Below are 17,428 nucleotides of genomic sequence, written 5' to 3'. Positions count from 1 at the left end.
GGGGCCGCGGCACCCCGGCGCCCCCGGTGTCCCGGATATCCCCCCGTGACTGCCGTGCGAAGGGACTCTACTCGGCGCCCGCGGGTCCCTCAGCCGGAGCCCCGGGCCGTGGCCGGCAGGGCCAGCCTGGTGCCGACGGTGAGCCGGTCCGGGTGTGCCCCGACGGAGCGGGCGTTGGTCCGGTAGAGCGCGGACCAGCCGCCCTTGACCTCGTAGCGCCTGGCGATGGAGCTGAGGGTCTCGCCTGCCGTCACGACATGGACCCGGTCCCCGGGCCCGTCGAAGCCGTACCGCTTGGAGCAGACCGGCCAGGCCGCCCAGCCCTGGGTGGCGAGGATCCGCTCCGCGACGGTGATCTGCTGCTCGCGGGTGGCCAGATCGGCCCGTGGGGCGTACGCGAGGCCGCCGTACTCGACCCAGGTCGACTGGAGGATCTGCAGGCCGCCGTAGAAGGAGTTGCCGGTGTTGGCGTCCCAGTGGCCGCCGCTCTCGCACTCCGCGATGCACCCCCAGGGCCGCTGGTCACCGGTGCAGGCCGCCGGCCCGGGACCCGGAGCCCCGGCGGGGGCCGCGGCGACTCGCGGCACCGTGGCCCGCGCACCGGACGGGGCCAGGGCGATCAGCAGGGCCAGCAGGGCGGCGGGCCACACGCGAGGGGTCGGCATCGGGCCACGCTAAGCAGAACAGGTCAGATGATGATCGTGCCGCGCGTCGGACAGCGGCCGTCCCACCCGGTCGGCGGCCCACGCGCCCCTCCCGGACGCCCCCTCCGGTCCGGCGCCCGGGGCCTCGCCCCTGTCCCTCCTGTCTCCCTGTCCCCCTGTCTATTTCCGTCCGCCTTTACGCGTGACCCCGGAAGCCGGTCTCCCGTTGTTCTCTTGTTGGCCGGGAACTGCCCGGCGCACGAACCGAGTTCGAGGAGCCACCCGTGCCGCGCATGCTCGACGTCAGCCAGGACGTACGTGCCGAGATCGGCGACGAAGAAGCCGATCTCCTGCTCGCCGGGGACAACGCCCCGGGCAGCTACGACTGCACCTCCTGCCGTACCCCCGGGGACTCCGAGCAGGAGCGCACCAGCACGGTGCTGTTCGTCGGCGACGAGACCGCCGTGCTCGCCTTCGCCCACGCCACCTGCATCCCCTCACAGGTCGTCAAGGTCTCCGAGACACAGCTCCAGGGCGCCGTACGGAGCATCACGGGCGAGGGCGCCGACGCGCAGCAGGCCCCGCCGGTCCCGGCAGGTCCTGAGCAGGCCGTGCTCGGCATCACCAGCGGTCTCGTACTGATCCAGGGCGAGCTCTGCCCGGCGCTGGTCGTCGAGCCGACCGCGCCGGTCGTCCGGCCCGGCTCCACCGGCACGGGCGACGACTTCCTGGAGCTCCTCACCGAGCAGGGGTTCCGGCCCGTGGCGGATCTGGAGCAGGTGCCGAGCGCCCTGCCGGGCTGGTCCGTACTGCTCGCCATGGGCCAGCTGCACGCCATCCTCCAGCCGGGTACGGGCGGTGGCAGCCCCGTCTCCTGGTGGCAGGCGCACCAGCCGCTCCATGTCACCGACGGCTGGCGCACGGCGGCCAACAAGTCGCACACGGTGCTGGTCTTCGCGGCCCCGGTGGGCTCGATCGGTCAGCAGGGCCGCGAGGACCTGCTGCGTGACGCTCTGGAGCGGGCGGCGATGCGGGGCGCGCTGGTGGCGGCCGCTCTTCCCCTGGCCGGTACCTGAGACCCGGATGACCGGACGCCGGTAAACCCCCAGCCATTTCCGGTTCGGGGGTTACCGGCATGTTTGCGGGGGAAATTCCGTTACTTCCGACCCGCATCCGATGAGCCCCGGGGTCGTTGGCCCCTGTGTGCACCCATACGAGCCGAGCCGCCAGCCGTACCAGACTCCGATTCCCGCGATGCGCCCGTCGCAGGAGCCGACGAGGAACCGTTCCGCCACACCGATCTACGACGCGCTCTACTCCGAGTACCGCAGATCGTTCCGTACGCTCCCCGGCGACCGGAACAACGAGGAGCACACCGGCTTCACGGCCTTCGGCACCGGGATGCACGGCTCAGGTACGCATGGCACGGGGATGCACGGGGGCGGGATGCACACGGGCGGCGGCGCGCAGCGTCCGCCGGAGAACCCCGGGTCCTGGCAGCGCCAGTACAACACCGGGCAGGCGCGGCCCGCGCTGCCGCCGGGCCCGCGCCGAGGCCTGTGACGGCTGCCGGGCCAGCGGAACGCCACCGGCCCGGCGGCTGACTACTTCTTGCGGCCGCGCTTCTCGCGCACCCGGACCGAGATGTGGATCGGCGTGCCGTCGAAGCCGAACTCCTCACGCAGCCGGCGCTCGATGAAGCGCCGGTAACCGGCCTCCAGGAAGCCGGACGCGAAGAGAACGAACCGCGGCGGCATCGTCCCGGCCTGGGTACCGAAGAGGATGCGCGGCTGCTTTCCACCGCGGACCGGGTGCGGGTGCGCGGCGACGATCTCGCCGAGGAAGGCGTTGAGCCTGCCGGTCGGGACCCGGGTCTCCCAGCCCTTGATGGCCGTCTCGATCGCCGGGACCAGCTTCTCCATGTGGCGCCCGGTGCGCGCGGAGACGTTCACCCGGGGTGCCCAGGCGACCTGGCCGAGCTCGGTCTCGATCTCCCGCTCCAGGTAGTAGCGCCGCTCCTCGTCGAGGTTGTCCCACTTGTTGAACGCGATGACCATCGCCCGGCCCGCCTCGACGGCCATGGTGACGATGCGCTGGTCCTGGACGCTGATGGACTCGGTGGCGTCGATCAGGACGACCGCGACCTCGGCCTTCTCCACGGCGGCGGCGGTACGCAGCGACGCGTAGTAGTCCGCGCCCTCCTGGAGGTGCACCCGGCGGCGGATACCCGCCGTGTCGATGAACTTCCAGACGATGCCGCCGAGCTGGATCAGCTCGTCGACCGGGTCGCGGGTGGTGCCCGCCATCTCGTTGACGACGACACGGTCCTCGTTCGCGACCTTGTTGAGCAGCGAGGACTTGCCGACGTTCGGACGGCCGATGAGCGCGATCCTGCGCGGGCCGCCGACCGTGTTGCCGAAGGTCTGCGCCGGCGCCTCGGGGAGCGCTTCGAGTACGGCGTCCAGCATGTCGCCGGTGCCGCGGCCGTGCAGCGAGGAGACGGGGTGCGGCTCGCCGAGGCCGAGCGACCAGAGCGTGCTGGCGTCGGCCTCGCCGCTCTGCCCGTCGACCTTGTTGGCGCAGAGCACCACGGGCTTGCCCGCCCGGCGCAGCAGCTTGACGACGGCCTCGTCGGTGTCGGTCGCGCCGACCGTCGAGTCGACCACGAAGACCACGGCGTCGGCCGCCTCGATGGCGTACTCGGCCTGCGCGGCGACCGAGGCGTCCAGGCCCAGGACGTCCTGCTCCCAGCCGCCGGTGTCGACGACCTTGAAGCGGCGGCCGGCCCACTCGGCCTCGTACGTGACGCGGTCGCGGGTGACACCGGGCTTGTCCTGGACGACTGCCTCGCGGCGGCCGATGATGCGGTTCACCAGGGTCGACTTGCCGACATTCGGCCGGCCGACGACGGCGAGGACGGGCAGGGGGCCGTGCGAGGCCTCCTCAAGAGCGCCTTCGACGTCCTCGACGTCGAAGCCCTCTTCCGCGGCGAGCTCCATGAACTCCGCGTACTCGGCGTCGCCGAGTGCTCCGTGGTCGTGCTGGTCGTTCATGAAGTCCGTTCCTCTGTTGCGTCATCGATGGACCGCGGTTGCGCGGTCCACTACTCAAGTCTCGCTCAGCGCCCGGTGAGGCGCCTGGCACTTTCCAGGTGGCCGGTGAGCCGCTGCTGGATCCGTACGGTGGCCTCGTCCAGCGCCTTGCGCGTACGCCGTCCGCTGCCGTCCCCCGCGTCGAAGGGCTCGCCGAACACGACGTCGACCCGGGTGCGCAGCGGTGGCAGCGCCCTCACGAGGCGTCCGCCGCGCCCGGTGCTGCCCAGGACGGCCACCGGGACGATCGGTGCCCCCGCCCGCAGCGCGAAGTACGCGAGTCCCGCGCGCAGCGAGGCGAAGTCGCCCTCGCCCCTGGTGCCCTCGGGGAAGATCCCGAGCACACCCCCGCCGGCGAGTACCCCGAGGGCGTCCGTGACCGCTGCCCTGTCGGCGGTCGCACGGTCCACTCTCAGCTGCCCGATGCCACGAAGGAACGGGTCGAGAGGACCGGTGAACGCCTCCTTCTTGATCAGGAAGTGCACCGGCCGGGGCGCCGTTCCCATCAGCATGGGCCCGTCGATGTTGTGCGAGTGGTTCACGGCCATGATGACCGGCCCGCTCGCCGGGACCCGCCACGCACCGAGGACGCGGGGCCGCCACAGGCCGTACATCAGCCCGATGCCGATGCCCCGCCCGACCGCGGCACCGCGTGGCCCGGGTGGTGTCACCTGGCGGCCCGCTTCTCCTCGACGAGGGTGACGACGCACTCGATGACCTGCTGAAGGGTCAGCTCCGTGGTGTCCACCTCGACCGCGTCGTCCGCCTTGGCGAGGGGCGATGTCTTACGGCTGGAGTCGGCCGCGTCCCGCTTGACGAGGGCGTCCCTGGTGGCGGCGAGGCCTGCGGCCTGGCTGCCCTTGAGCTCGCCGCTGCGGCGGGCGGCCCGCGCCTCGGGGGAAGCGGTCAGGAAGACCTTGAGGTCCGCGTCCGGGAGGACGGTCGTCCCTATGTCGCGGCCCTCGACGACGATGCCGCCCTCGGCCGCGGCGGCGATCTCCCGCTGGAGCTCCGTGATCCGGGTCCGCACCTCGGCGACCGCGCTCACCGCGCTGACCTTGGCGGTGACCTCCTGGGTGCGGATGGGCCCCGAGGCGTCGGCGCCGTCGACGGTGATGGTCGGGGCTGCCGGGTCGGTGCCCGAGACGATGTCGGGCTTGGCCGAGGCGTTCGCGACGGCGGCGGCGTCCTGCACGTCGACCCCGTTGCTGATCATCCACCAGGTGATCGCGCGGTACTGGGCGCCCGTGTCCAGGTAGCTCAGCCCGAGCTTGGCGGCGACGGCCTTCGACGTGCTGGACTTGCCCGTGCCGGAGGGGCCGTCGATGGCGACAATCACTGCTGCCGGAGTCTTCCGGGCGGCGGTTTCCACGGTGACGGACACCTTCCTGCTTCACGGGGCGGTATGTGCGGGACGCCGGTGCGCCCCGCACAAGGTTACTGGCTGGGGCGACCGTCCCGTTACGCCGTCCGGCGGCGGCGCCGCGCCCGGCCGCCGGGCGCTGCTGGAGGCGGTGCCGGGGGCGGCGCTACTGGCGCAGCGCCCAGCCGTGCTCCTGGAGCGCCGCGGCCAGGGCGGGGGCCGCGCTCGGCTCCACCATCAGCTGCACCAGGCCGGCCTGCTGTCCCGTCGCGTGCTCGATCCGTACGTCCTCGATGTTGACCCCGGCACGGCCGGCGTCCGCGAAGATCCTGGCCAGCTCGCCCGGCTGGTCGCTGATGAGGACCGCCACGACCTCGTACGCGGCCGGCGCGGCCCCGTGCTTGCCCGGCACCCGGACCCGGCCCGCGTTGCCCCGCTTCAGCACGTCCTCGATGCCCGCGACCCCGGTGGACCGCTTCTCGTCGTCGGCGGACTGCAGGGCGCGCAGTGCCCGTACCGTCTCGTCCAGGTCCTCGGCGACCCCGGTCAGGACGTCCGCCACAGGACCGGGGTTGGCCGAGAGGATCTCCACCCACATCCGGGGGTCCGATGCGGCGATCCGGGTCACGTCCCTGATGCCCTGGCCGCAGAGCCGTACGACCGTCTCGTCGGCCTGTTCCAGGCGCGCCGCGACCATCGAGGAGATCAGCTGCGGGGTGTGCGAGACCAGGGCCACGGCCCGGTCGTGCGCCTCGGCGTCCATCACCACGGGCACCGCCCGGCAGAGCGCGACCAGCTCCAGGGCCAGGTTCAGCACCTCGGTCTCGGTGTCCCGGGTCGGGGTGAGCACCCAGGGCCGCCCCTCGAAGAGGTCGGCGGTCGCGGCCAGCGGGCCCGAGCGCTCCTTGCCCGCCATCGGATGCGTACCGATGTACGGGGCCAGGTCGCAGCCCATCTCCTCCAGCTCGCGGCGCGGCCCGCTCTTCACGCTGGCCACGTCGAGGTAGGCACGGGCGGCGCCGCGGCGCATCGCGTCGGCCAGCGTGGTCGCCACATGGGCGGGCGGTACGGCGATGATCGCGAGGTCGGCCCGCCCTTCGAGCGGTTCGTCGGTTCCGGCGCCGAGCGCGGCCGCGGTACGGGCCTGGGCCTCGTCGCGGTCGACGAGGTGGACCGTGATCCCCCGGCCCGCGAGTGCGAGGGCCGCGGAGGTACCGACCAGCCCGGTCCCGATGACGAGGGCGGTTCTCACTGGGCGATGTCCTTGCGCAGGGCCCCGGCGGCGCCGAGGTAGACGTGGTTGATCCCGGACCTGGGCAGGTCGCTCTCGATGTGCGCGAGGATCCGCACGACGCGCGGCATGGCCCCGGCGATGTCCAGTTCCTGGGCGCAGATCAGCGGGACGTCCACGATGCCGAGGCCGCGCGCGGCAGCCGCCGGGAAGGCGCTGTGCAGGTCGGGGGTGGCGGTGAACCAGATGCTGATCAGGTCGTCGACGGCGAGGCCGTTGCGCTCCAGGATGGCCGTGAGGAGGGCGGCGACCTGGTCCTCCAGGTGTCCGGCCTCGTCCCGCTCCAGCTGGACCGCTCCCCTGACCGCTCGTACCGCCACGTCCTGCTCCCTGCTCCCGTGAAACGTCCGCCGCGCGTCTGCCGCACCGGCTCCGTCCAGAGTAGTCAGCCGTACGGACATCCGGCCCCCGCGCCCGTCCTGCGAGACGGGGACGGGCACCGGCGGCCCCACTGTGCTGTCCTGGCTGCCGGCTCAGGCGTCCCAGAGCGCCCCGAGCGCCAGCAGCTCGCCGTGGTACTCGATCCGTTCCGCCCACTCCCGCGGCCAGGCGCCGGGGCCGAGGCGCGCTCCGGCGAAGGCGCCCGCCAGGCAGGCGATCGAGTCCGAGTCGCCCTGGGTGCAGGCGGCCCTGCGCAGCGCCAGGAGCGGTTCGTCCGGGAAGAGCAGGAAGCAGAGCAGCGCGGTGGCCAGGGCCTCCTCCGCGATCCAGCCGTCGCCCGTGGCCAGGCAGGGGTCCGTCTCGGGCGAGGGTGCGCGCAGCGCGTCGACGAGCCGGTCCAGGACGGCGAGGCAGTCGTCCCAGCCGCGTGCCATGAAGTGGGCGGGGGTCGCGCTCCCGGCGGCTCCCGCGTACGTCCAGAGGTCGCCGAGCCACCGCTCGTGGTAGCGCGTGCGGTTCTCGATGGCGTACGAACGCAGCTGCCCCACCAGACCCGTCGGCTCGGCCCCGTGTGCCAGCAGGAACACCGCGTGCGCCGTCAGGTCGCTCGCGGCCAGGGCTGTGGGGTGGCCATGGGTGAGCGCGGACTGCAACTGGGCTGCGCCCGCGCGCTGTTCGGTGCTCAGTCCGGGTACGAGGCCGAGCGGCGCGACCCGCATGTTCGCCCCGCACCCCTTGGACTGCGGCTGGCTCGCCCGCTGCCAGGGCCGGTCGCTGTCGAGGAGCCCGCAGGCGGTCAGGCAGGTGCGTCCGGGCGCGCGGTTGTTCTCAGGTGAGTGGTACCAGCCGACGAACTCCTGCCGGACCGCCGCCGCCGTCGCCGACGGTTCGAGGAGCCCGCGGTCCATCACGGTCCGCAGGGCCCGCCCCAGAGCCAGCGTCATCTGGGTGTCGTCGCTGACCAGAGCCCGGCGGGGCAGCTCCAACTGCCGCCAGGGACCGTACTTGGCGAGGATCGACGGAATGTCGTCGAACTCGGTGGGGTAGCCCAGCGCGTCCCCGAGGGCGAGCCCGATGAGGGCGCCTGTCGCGGCCTGACCGGTGACGGTGCCGGCACGGCTGACGGGGCTTCGGCTGGTACGGCTGACAGGGCTCATTCGGATCGTCCTTCCGGGCGCAGCAGAGGTGGGTGCAGGGCGGTGGCGGGGCCCGCCCGGTAGAGGGCGGCCGGTTTGCCCCGGCCGCCCGTCAGACGCGCGGCCCCTGGCACCGGTTCGACGAAACCCGGGCTGGCGAGGACCTTGCGGCGGAAGTTGGGGCGGTCGAGCACGGTGCCCCAGACCGTCTCGTACACCTGCTGGAGCTCGCCGAGGGTGAACTCGGGCGGGCAGAACGAGGTCGCGAGGCAGCTGTACTCGATCCTGGCGCCGATCCGGCGGTGGGCGTCGGCCAGGATCCGGGCGTGGTCGAAGGCGAGGGCGCGCTCCGGGCCGGCGGGCATCCACTGGGCGTGAGCCGCGTCGCCGCCCCCCCGGGGCTCCGGCAGATCCGGTACGAGCGCGGCGTACGCGACGGAGACGACCCGCATCCTGGGGTCGCGGCCGGGCTCGCTGTACGTCCGCAGCTGCTCCAGATGGAGCGCGGCGGCGGTCTCACCGGACAGCCCGGTCTCCTCGGCCAGTTCGCGCCTGGCGGCCTCCTCGGCCGACTCGTCCGGCAGGACGAACCCGCCGGGGAGCGCCCAGGCGCCCAGGTACGGGTGCGCACCGCGCCGTATCAGCAGGACGTGCAGCGCGCCCTCCCGGACCGTGAAGACGGCCAGGTCGACGGCGACCGCGAACGGCGTGAAGGCATAGGGGTCGTACGGGGCGCGGAGCTGGTGTTCCTCCATGTGCGCCCCCTCCGGCACCGCCGGCGCACGGCCTCCCGGATTCCGGTCCACCCCCGTGGGCCCGGTGCACCGGGCGGCCGCGCGCCCACCCTCTTTATGGTCATCTTGACCATAAAGCAGCCGGGTGGAGCGTGACAAGAGAGAACCCGGCCCCCGCACGGAGCGGGGACCGGGTTCCGGGTACGTCTGCGGCCGCTGTTACAGGCCGACTTCCTTCATCAGCATGCCGACCTCGGTGTTGGTGAGGCGGCGCAGCCAGCCGGACTTCTGGTCGCCCAGCGCGATCGGGCCGAAGCTGACCCGCACCAGCTTCTCGACCGGGAATCCGGCCTCGGCCAGCATCCGGCGGACGATGTGCTTGCGGCCCTCGTGGAGGGTCACCTCGACCAGGTAGTTCTTGCCGGTGTTCTCGACGACGCGGAAGTGGTCGGCGCGTGCGTAGCCGTCCTCCAGCTCGATGCCGTCCTTCAGCCGCTTGCCGAGGTCGCGCGGCAACGGGCCCTGGATCGCGGCGAGATAGGTCTTCTTCACGCCGTACCGGGGGTGGGTCAGCCGGTGGGCCAGCTCGCCATGGTTGGTGAGCAGGATGATGCCCTCGGTCTCCGTGTCGAGACGGCCCACGTGGAACAGCCGCGTCTCGCGGTTGTTGACGTAGTCGCCCAGATTCTGGCGGCCGTCCGGGTCCTCCATCGAGGAGACGACACCGGCCGGCTTGTTCAGCGCGAAGAAGAGGTACGACTGGGTGGCGACGGTCAGGCCGTCGACCTTGATCTCGTCCTTCGGCAGGACCCGGCGGCCCTGCTCCATGACGATCTCGCCGTTGATCTCGACCCTGGCCTGGTCGATCAGCTCCTCGCAGGCGCGGCGCGAGCCCATACCGGCCCTGGCCAGCACCTTCTGCAGGCGCTCGCCCTCCTCCTCGGCACCGGGGAAGGTCTTGGGGGTCTTCACCTGCGGCTTGTTGTGCCGCTCCCGGTTGCGCTCCTCGATCTTGGCGTCGAGCTCGCGCGGCCTGGAGGGCTCCCGCTGGCCGTGCGGGCCGCGGCGCGGGGGCTGGCTCTGCGGGCTCTTCTTCGGGCCGCCCTTGGCGCCGCCGCGCGCGGCCGCACCCCGGCTGCCCGCGGTCTTGCCGCCGGACTTGCCGCCGCCGGCGGGGCCGCCCCGGCCGCCGCCCGCGGGCTTGCGGCCCTGGTCGTCGGAGGAACCAGTGCCGACGTCGTAACGCCGCTCCTCGGGGCGGGGCCGGCGCGGACGCTCCTCCTGCTTGTCGCCGCGCCCTCCGCCGGCACCGCCGGCACCGCCGGACGTCCGACGGGGCGGCTTCCCGCCCGCACCCCGGTTGTCCCGGCTGCCGGTTCCGCTGTTCCTGCCGTTGCTTCGCATCAAAGTTCCGTCTTGTCGTCTGCGTCGGTGTCCGGACCGTACGGTGCATCCGGATCGAACGACGGCACACCTTCTTGTGTCTCGGCCTCGATCGCATCCGCCTCCGGAAGGAAGGGCGCGAGCTCCGGGAGCTCGTCCAGGCCTCGCAGGCCCATCCGCTCCAGAAAGTAGTTCGTCGTCCTGTACAGGATCGCACCTGTTTCGGGTTCCGCGCCCGCCTCCTCCACCAGACCCCTCTGCAGGAGGGTCCGCATGACCCCGTCACAGTTGACTCCGCGGACCGCGGAGACCAGGGACCTGCTGACCGGCTGGCGGTAGGCGACCACCGCGAGGGTCTCCAGCGCGGCCTGGGTGAGCCGGGCCTGCTGTCCGTCCAGGACGAAGCTCTCGACGGCCGCCGCGTACTCGGGGCGGGTGTAGAACCGCCAGCCGCCCGCGACCAGCCGCAGGTCGAATCCCCGGCCCTGCACGGTGTACTCGTCGGACAGCGCCCGCAGCGCGTCGGCGATCTCGCGTCTGGACCGGTCCAGGACCTTGGCCAGGTGTTCTTCGGTGGCCGGCTCATCGACGACCATCAGGACCGCTTCGAGTTCGGGCTTGAGATCACTCATGCCGTCTCCTCCACCACTTGATCGAATTCGTCGGTCACCACGGGCTCCGCGCCGTCACCGCCGGTCCAGCGCACCAGCAGTTCACCGAGCGCCTCCGGCTGGTCGAGGGCGACCGCCTTCTCCCGGTAGAGCTCCAGCAGGGCCAGGAAGCGGGCGACGACGGTGAGGGTGTCAGCCGCGTCCTCGGTGAGGGTGTGGAAACTCACCTCGCCGCACGAGCGCAGCCGGGCCACCACGATCTCGGCCTGCTCCTGCACGGAGACCAGCGGGGCGTGGATGTGGTCGATGTAGATCTGCGGTGCGGCCTTCGGCTGCATCGCCTTTACGGCGAGCTTCGCGAAGCCGTCGGCGCCGATGCTGATGACGACCTCGGGCAGCAGCGCCGCGTGGTGCGGCTCCAGGCCCACGGTCCGCGGATACCGCTTGCCCTCGGCCTCGAACCGGTCGCTGAGGATGTCCGCGATCTGCTTGTACGCGCGGTACTGGAGCAGCCGGGCGAAGAGCAGGTCCCGCGCTTCGAGCAGCGCGAGGTCGGCCTCGTCCTCGATCTCGGCCGCGGGCAGCAGCCGCGCCGCTTTCAGGTCGAGCAGGGTGGCGGCGACCACCAGGAACTCCGTGGTCTGGTCCAGATCCCACTCCGCGCCCATGGCCCGGATGTGCGCCATGAACTCGTCGGTGACCTTGGACAGAGCGATCTCGGTGATGTCGAGCTTGTGTTTGGAGATCAGCTGGAGGAGGAGGTCGAAAGGCCCCTCGAAGTTGGTGAGCCGCACCGTGAACCGGCCGTCGCGCGGCTCGTCGGGATCACCGGCCGCCGCCTGAGCGGAAGCCGGAGCGGACAGGGGCACGGGGCCGGGTTCGGGATCGGGCAGGGGCACAGAGCCGGGATCGGGCGCAGGCTCCGGCTCGGGCACGGCCCCCGACACCGGCACAGGTACGGGGTCGAGAACGGGGGACGGCGCAGGTGCAGGCTCAGGATCGGGAACGGGCTCGGGCGCGGGCTCAGGATCCGGCGCATGTACGGGCGCCTCCCGGACGTCCTCCGCCGGCGCCCCGCCGGGCTCCGGCATCCCCCGCCCCGCGGAAGGGGCCCCCGGGCCACGCCCCAGGGCGCGGCGGCGGGTCGGGGCTGAATCGTCGGCGGCAGGCATTGCGGTCCAGGGTACGGAAGTACGGGCGCGGGAAGGCCACCGGCGCGCAGCCGCTCAGCGCCCGCGCAGCCGTCGTATCAGCGCCCGCGCAGCCGCCGTACGAGGATGCTGGCGTCGCCGCGCGACTCCAGGTCGGCGAGCACCACGGCGACCGCCTCCCGGACGATGCGCCCGCGGTCCACGGCGAGGCCGTGTTCGCCGCGCAGCACCAGACGCGCGTGTTCGAGGTCCATCAGCTCCTCGGCCGAGACATAGACCGTGATCTTCTCGTCGTGCCGCTCACGCCCGGTGGGGCGCCGGTTGGCCCCCCTGCCGCCGCCCCGGCGGCGCTGCTGGCCTGCCGGGGCCGCCGGCGCGGTCATGGGCCGCGCCTCCTGCGGTCTGCGGCCCGCGGCCGCCTCCGCTTCGGCGGTCCTGCTGCGGGACTCGGTGGTCTCCGCCGCGGCGGTGGAGTGCTCCCCCGCCGCGGACTCGGCCCGCTCGGCGGACGGCGCGGCCGGTGCGGCCGGGTCGCTCTCGCCCGCGGGTCCGGGGATCCGCGCCTCGCCGTTGACCGGCCGCCGCGGGGACGACGACTGGAGCGCCATCCCCCCGGTCGTACGGAACAGTTCGTCGGCCCCCGGCAGACTCACTCGGCGTGACACCGGGCGAGCACCTCCCTGGCGAGCTGACGATAGGCGGCCGCGCCGACCGAGTTGGAGGCGTACGTCGTGATGGGCTCACCGGCGACGGTGGTCTCCGGGAAGCGCACGGTCCGGCCGATGACTGTGTGGTACACGTGATTGTCGAAGGCTTCGACGACACGGGCGAGCACCTCACGGCTGTGCACCGTACGGGAGTCGTACATCGTGGCCAGGATCCCGTCGAGCTCCAGGTCGGGGTTGAGCCGCTCCTGGACCTTCTCGATGGTCTCCGTCAGCAGGGCCACCCCGCGCAGCGCGAAGAACTCGCACTCCAGCGGCACGATGACCTTGTGCGCGGCCGTCAGCGCGTTCACGGTCAGCAGACCGAGCGACGGCTGGCAGTCGATCACGATGTAGTCGTAGTCCTGCATCAGCGGCTTGAGCGCGCGCTGGAGCGTGGACTCCCGGGCCACCTCGCTGACGAGCTGCACTTCGGCGGCCGACAGGTCGATATTGCTGGGCAGCAGGTCCATGTTGGGCACTGCGGTCTTGAGCAGGACGTCGTCCGCCGCCATGCCCCGCTCCATGAGCAGGTTGTAGACGGTGAGGTCGAGCTCCATCGGGTTCACACCGAGACCGACGGAGAGCGCGCCCTGCGGGTCGAAGTCGACCAGCAGCACCCGCCGTCCGTACTCCGCGAGGGCTGCGCCCAGGTTGATGGTCGACGTGGTCTTGCCCACGCCGCCCTTCTGGTTGCACATCGCGATGATCTTGGCGGGACCGTGATCGGTCAGCGGTCCTGGGATCGGGAAGTACGGCAGCGGCCGTCCGGTCGGGCCGATCCGCTCGCGGCGCTGGCGGGCAGCGTCCGGGGCGAGCGTGGCCGCGTACTCCGGGTCGGGCTCGTACTCGGCGTCGGGGTCGTAGAAGTGACCCTCGGGTACCTCGTTGTAGACGGCGAGATGGGTGGTCGTATCGCCACTCCGGTCGCCGGCCCTGGCGTTCACGTGTAGGCCGTCCATACTCTGGTGGGCTGTCGTCATGTGCGGGTGGGTCTGGTGGCTCACGGAGGCACGGACAGCGACGGAGCCGACAGCCTCGTGCCCCGCAGGGCCGTGGCCCCGAGCAGGCGTTCCTGATCGACCACCCCCGGGAGTAAATGTCGACTCATTCACAAGTCGTCTTACCTCCTTGGACGTGACCAGGAAACTTTATCGATAGGTCAGCGTGGCACCATGCCGACGATGGGCGACTCTATGGCGTGTCACCGGTCCTCAGCAACACAATCCGCCGGACCCGGCCCGATGTGTCGGCAACGGAACACCCCGGTGTCAAGGGCGTACAGGGATCACTCGGCGGGTTTCACGGGTGTACGAAACGGCTAAAGGGTTACGTTCGCGGCGAGTTGAACGAGGGGCGCAAAGGGGGCAGACGTGCAACCGGCCGGACCTCGGCGAGCAAGGTCCGGCCGGTTGCGTGAGATTGACGACGCGTGTTGACGGGTCAGCCGAGCAAGGTGCTCAGTTCGATGTGCGGAAGACCGAGGTCCTCGGCGACCGAGCGGTAAACGACCTGCCCGTCATGCGTGTTGAGGCCCAGCGCGAGCGCGGGGTCACGGCGCAGGGCGTCCTCCCAGCCCCGGTTCGCGAGCTCCACGATGTACGGGAGCGTGGCGTTGGTGAGGGCATAAGTCGACGTACTCGGCACTGCGCCCGGCATATTCGCCACACAGTAGAACACCGAGTTGTGGACCTGGAAGGTCGGCTCGGCGTGCGTGGTCGGACGCGAGTCCTCGAAGCAGCCGCCCTGATCAATCGCAATGTCGACAAGTACACTTCCGGGCTTCATCTTGGCGACGAGCGCGTTGGTGACGAGCTTCGGCGCCTTGGCACCGGGGATGAGCACGGCGCCGATGACGAGGTCGGCGGCGACGACGGCCTTCTCCAGCTCGAAGGCGTTCGAGGCGATCGTCTGCACCTTGGTGCCGAAGATCCGGTCCGCCTCGCGGAGCTTGTTGATGTCCTTGTCCAGCAGGGTGACGTGGAAGCCCATGCCGATGGCGATCTGGGTGGCGTTCCAGCCGGAGACGCCGCCGCCGATGACGACCGCCTCGCCCGCCGCCGTACCGGGCACACCGCCGGGCAGCACACCGCGGCCGCCCGCCGAGCGCATCAGGTGGTACGCGCCGACCTGCGGGGCGAGCCGGCCGGCCACCTCCGACATCGGGGCGAGCAGCGGCAGCTGGCGGTTCGCGGTCTCGACCGTCTCGTACGCGATGGCCGTGGTGCCGGACTCCAGCAGGGCGTCCGTGCACGCGCGGGAAGCGGCGAGGTGCAGGTACGTGAAGAGCGTCTGGTCCTTGCGGAGGCGGTGGTACTCCTCGGCGATCGGCTCCTTGACCTTCAGCAGCAGATCGGCGGCGGCCCACACCTCGTCGGCGGTGGGGAGGATGCGCGCGCCTGCGGCCACGTACTCCTCGTCGGGGATCGCCGAGCCGACGCCCGCGCTCTGCTCGATGACGACCTGATGTCCATGGCGCACCAGCTCGTGGACGCCTGCCGGGGTGATGGCCACCCGGAACTCGTTGTTCTTGACCTCGCGGGGGATGCCGACCAGCACGTCGATCACGGTCCTTGAATCTGGGGGGTGATGTTCTGGAGATGACGCACATATCCGGCGGTGCACAGCAGAGCTGGAAGCATCCCGGATGGACGCGACGAAAACCAGTGTTAATGAAGGACTTCGCGCTGTCTAGCCTTTCAAAGCAATAATCTTCAGTCGAGCGACCACGGATTTCGTAGGCAGATCTCTAATCAGCCAGCAATCTCTCAGCCGAACCGCGGTGCAGCTGCGCCGCCGCCGAGTCGCCCAGCCGCTCCAGGGTGTCGGCGAGCCGCAGATGCAGCGCCGCCTGAAGCCGCACGTCATCGGCGCGCCGGGCCCACTCCACGGCCTCCGTGCAGGTGCGGAGCGACTCGTCGGGGCGCCCCGCGTACTCCTGCACCCGGGCCACCTCACTGAGCGCCCGCGCCTGGGCCGGCAGGTCCCCCGCCCTGCGGTACCCGGCCACGGCGGCCCGCCAGCTGCGCAGCGCCTCGGTGTAGTGGCCCGCGTACGTGTGCACGGTGCCGAGCCGTCCGTGGAGCCGGGACTCGTCCGCCGGCTCCCCCCGCGCCTGCCGCTGGGAGAGCGCCCGCCCGTACCAGTCGCAGGCCCGCTGCCAGTCCCCCAGCTCCTGGTAGGCGCCGCCGACGGATTCCGTCGCCCGGCCGATCGCGTACGGGTCGTTCGCCGCGCGTCCCGCGTCCAGCGCGGCCCGGTAGCGGGTCAGGGCGTCGCGGGTGCGGCCGGTCCTTGCGTCGAGATCGGCGAGGTTCAGCAGCGCCGCCGCCTGCTCCCGGTGCAGCCCGCGACGCTCGGCGACGCCCAGGACCAGCTGGTGGAGCCCGTACAGCTCGGCGGCGGCCGCCTCGGCGCCGCGGTGCGCGGTCAGGGCCCGTACGAACGCGGCGACCAGCCGTCTGGCCAGCGTGTCGAGCTCGCCGTCCGCGACGGCCAGCCGTGCGCTCGCGAGCAGCGCGGGCTCCCGCAGCCGGAGCCACTCGGCGGCGGCGGGAACGTTCGCGAAGCGCAGCGTGCGAGGCAGCCCGGCCAGCTTCTTACGGGAAGGCGAGCCGTCCGGGTCGGTCACCGCCCGGCAGGACTGGAGCAGCCGCACGGTCCGCTCCAGCAGCCGCGCCCTGGCCAGCTGCACCTCGGCGGGCCGGTCCTGGGCTTCCATCAGCGCGCGGAGCAGCGGGGCAAGGCAGCCCGGCACCTCGAACTGCCCCTCCGGGCAGGCACGCAACAGGCCGAGCCCGGCGAAGTCCTCCAGGGTGGACCGGGCGGCGGACACCGAACAGCCGGCCAGCGCGGAGGCTGTGTGCGCGTCGGCCAGTCCGGCGGGGGCGAGGGTGAGCAGCCGCAGTATCCGGGCGGCCGGCTGCGGGAGGGAGCCGTAGACGAAGCGGAAGGCACGGGCCAGCGGGCGGGCGGCCGCGGGCTCGTCGGCTTCGTCGGGCAGGTTCCGGAACTGCTGGGCGACGTCCGCGACCGACAGCTTGGGCCTGGCGGCGAGCCAGCCGCCGAGCAGCACCAGCGCCGCGGGCTGTCCGCCGCACTCCTCGGACAGCGCCTCGGCGGTCCGCGGGTCCACGGTGATGCGGACAGCGCCCGTGAAATCTCCCAGCAGTCCGACGGCGGACCCGGTGTCCAGACCGCCGAGTGTGCAGGGCCTGACGTCCGGGATACCGGTCAGCGGGCCGGTGGAGACGGCCACGACCAGTGAGTCCGAGACATCGGGAAGGAAAGGATCGACCTGTCCGGCGTCGGCCGCGTCGTCCAGGACGAGCAGGACCCGGCGCCCGGCCAGTGCCTCGCGGACCAGCTCGGTGAGATCGTCGTCGGCGGCGCCCGCGGGGGCCGGGACGCCGAGCGCGCCGAGCAGCCGGCGTGCGGTGTCCCCGTCGGGCACCCGGTCGCCCCCGGGTGTGGTGAGCCGGACGCTCAGTACCCCGTCCGGGTAGTCGGCGGTGAGCTGTCCGGCCAGTTCGGCGGCGAGTGCGCTCCGCCCCGATCCCGGCTTTCCCGCGATGAGCAGCACCCGGGGGCGGGCGCCCTTGCGGCCGGCCATGGTGTCCAGACCTGCCCGCTCGATGTCGGCGCGCAGCGCCTTCAACTCCCGCTGTCTGCCGAAGAAGTGACCAGCCGTCCGGTCGGCGTCCGATGTCGTGACCCGGTCGACCGCGTCCACCGCCTGATCCGTCACGGGCTCGCTCCGTCCGCCTGCGCACCGGCCCGCCGGGGGCCCGGACGGGACGGTGCCGAGCGTAGTTCACGTATCCAGACGAACCAGGTGGGGCGGGGCGAGCACAGTAGGCATGTCCCTCAATCGGGTCAACAGATCATCAGATCAGAAGCCGAAGGATGCCGACCCGGCATCGGGTGCCACGGGTTCCA

General features: G+C 72.1%; 17 protein-coding genes. 2 read left to right on the top strand and 15 right to left on the bottom strand.

Going from position 1 to position 17,428, the window contains the following annotated elements:
• Positions 1-89: 89 nt before the first annotated feature.
• Entirely contained in the window at positions 90-665 is a 576-nt protein-coding gene (locus OG210_RS26220; protein ID WP_328325169.1) for a transglycosylase family protein, read from the bottom strand.
• Between the two features lie 263 nt (positions 666-928).
• Here OG210_RS26220 and OG210_RS26215 point away from each other — a divergent pair, with 263 nt between their 5' ends.
• Both OG210_RS26215 and OG210_RS26210 read left to right on the top strand, forming a co-directional pair.
• Entirely contained in the window at positions 929-1,720 is a 792-nt protein-coding gene (locus OG210_RS26215; protein ID WP_328325170.1) for a hypothetical protein, read from the top strand.
• A gap of 178 nt (positions 1,721-1,898) precedes the next feature.
• A complete protein-coding gene (locus OG210_RS26210) occupies positions 1,899-2,207 on the top strand; it encodes a hypothetical protein (RefSeq protein WP_328325171.1) in 309 nt (102 codons plus the stop codon).
• 41 nt (positions 2,208-2,248) lie between these two features.
• Here OG210_RS26210 and der read toward each other — a convergent pair whose 3' ends face one another.
• From der to OG210_RS26140, 14 genes are all read right to left on the bottom strand, one after another.
• Positions 2,249-3,697, bottom strand: coding sequence for a ribosome biogenesis GTPase Der (der, locus tag OG210_RS26205; RefSeq protein ID WP_328325173.1), 1,449 nt, complete (start codon positions 3,695-3,697; stop codon positions 2,249-2,251).
• 65 nt (positions 3,698-3,762) lie between these two features.
• Entirely contained in the window at positions 3,763-4,350 is a 588-nt protein-coding gene (locus OG210_RS26200) for a lysophospholipid acyltransferase family protein (RefSeq protein ID WP_371540492.1), read from the bottom strand.
• Between the two features lie 53 nt (positions 4,351-4,403).
• Positions 4,404-5,108, bottom strand: coding sequence for a (d)CMP kinase (gene cmk, locus OG210_RS26195; RefSeq protein ID WP_371538936.1), 705 nt, complete (start codon positions 5,106-5,108; stop codon positions 4,404-4,406).
• Positions 5,109-5,265: 157 nt separating this feature from the next.
• The gene (locus OG210_RS26190; protein WP_328325177.1) at positions 5,266-6,351 is read right to left on the bottom strand and encodes a prephenate dehydrogenase; all 1,086 of its coding nucleotides are present in this window, start codon (positions 6,349-6,351) and stop codon (positions 5,266-5,268) included.
• Positions 6,348-6,710, bottom strand: coding sequence for a chorismate mutase (aroH, locus tag OG210_RS26185; protein ID WP_266858461.1), 363 nt, complete (start codon positions 6,708-6,710; stop codon positions 6,348-6,350). Before aroH ends, OG210_RS26190 begins: the two co-directional genes overlap by 4 nt.
• Positions 6,711-6,863: 153 nt before the next feature.
• Positions 6,864-7,928, bottom strand: coding sequence for an ADP-ribosylglycohydrolase family protein (locus OG210_RS26180; RefSeq protein WP_328325180.1), 1,065 nt, complete (start codon positions 7,926-7,928; stop codon positions 6,864-6,866).
• Positions 7,925-8,662, bottom strand: coding sequence for an NUDIX domain-containing protein (locus OG210_RS26175; RefSeq protein WP_328325182.1), 738 nt, complete (start codon positions 8,660-8,662; stop codon positions 7,925-7,927). The genes OG210_RS26180 and OG210_RS26175 overlap by 4 nt, the downstream gene beginning before the upstream one ends.
• Before the next feature lie 198 nt (positions 8,663-8,860).
• Positions 8,861-10,045 carry a pseudouridine synthase gene (locus OG210_RS26170; RefSeq protein ID WP_371538931.1) on the bottom strand — a complete coding sequence of 395 codons (1,185 nt, stop codon included), beginning with the start codon at positions 10,043-10,045 and terminating at the stop codon, positions 8,861-8,863.
• Positions 10,045-10,656, bottom strand: a complete 612-nt coding sequence (scpB, locus tag OG210_RS26165; RefSeq protein ID WP_371538928.1) for an SMC-Scp complex subunit ScpB — start codon at positions 10,654-10,656, stop codon at positions 10,045-10,047. The genes OG210_RS26170 and scpB overlap by 1 nt, the downstream gene beginning before the upstream one ends.
• Entirely contained in the window at positions 10,653-11,807 is a 1,155-nt protein-coding gene (locus tag OG210_RS26160) for a segregation/condensation protein A (RefSeq protein WP_328325186.1), read from the bottom strand. The genes scpB and OG210_RS26160 overlap by 4 nt, the downstream gene beginning before the upstream one ends.
• Before the next feature lie 77 nt (positions 11,808-11,884).
• Positions 11,885-12,439 carry a hypothetical protein gene (locus tag OG210_RS26155; RefSeq protein WP_328335359.1) on the bottom strand — a complete coding sequence of 185 codons (555 nt, stop codon included), beginning with the start codon at positions 12,437-12,439 and terminating at the stop codon, positions 11,885-11,887.
• Positions 12,436-13,605, bottom strand: coding sequence for a ParA family protein (locus tag OG210_RS26150; protein WP_327298425.1), 1,170 nt, complete (start codon positions 13,603-13,605; stop codon positions 12,436-12,438). Before OG210_RS26150 ends, OG210_RS26155 begins: the two co-directional genes overlap by 4 nt.
• A 328-nt stretch (positions 13,606-13,933) precedes the next feature.
• The gene (gene ald, locus OG210_RS26145) at positions 13,934-15,049 is read right to left on the bottom strand and encodes an alanine dehydrogenase (protein ID WP_328335360.1); all 1,116 of its coding nucleotides are present in this window, start codon (positions 15,047-15,049) and stop codon (positions 13,934-13,936) included.
• Between the two features lie 190 nt (positions 15,050-15,239).
• On the bottom strand, positions 15,240-17,237 hold the full coding sequence (locus OG210_RS26140) for a tetratricopeptide repeat protein (protein WP_371538925.1): 1,998 nt from the start codon (positions 17,235-17,237) through the stop codon (positions 15,240-15,242).
• Positions 17,238-17,428: the final 191 nt, after the last annotated feature.

Source organism: Streptomyces sp. NBC_00466 (assembly GCF_041433995.1).
Taxonomy (GTDB): Bacteria; Actinomycetota; Actinomycetes; order Streptomycetales; family Streptomycetaceae; genus Streptomyces.
Note: the sequence above shows the minus strand (reverse complement) of the source record. Positions and strands in the feature narration are given on the sequence as shown.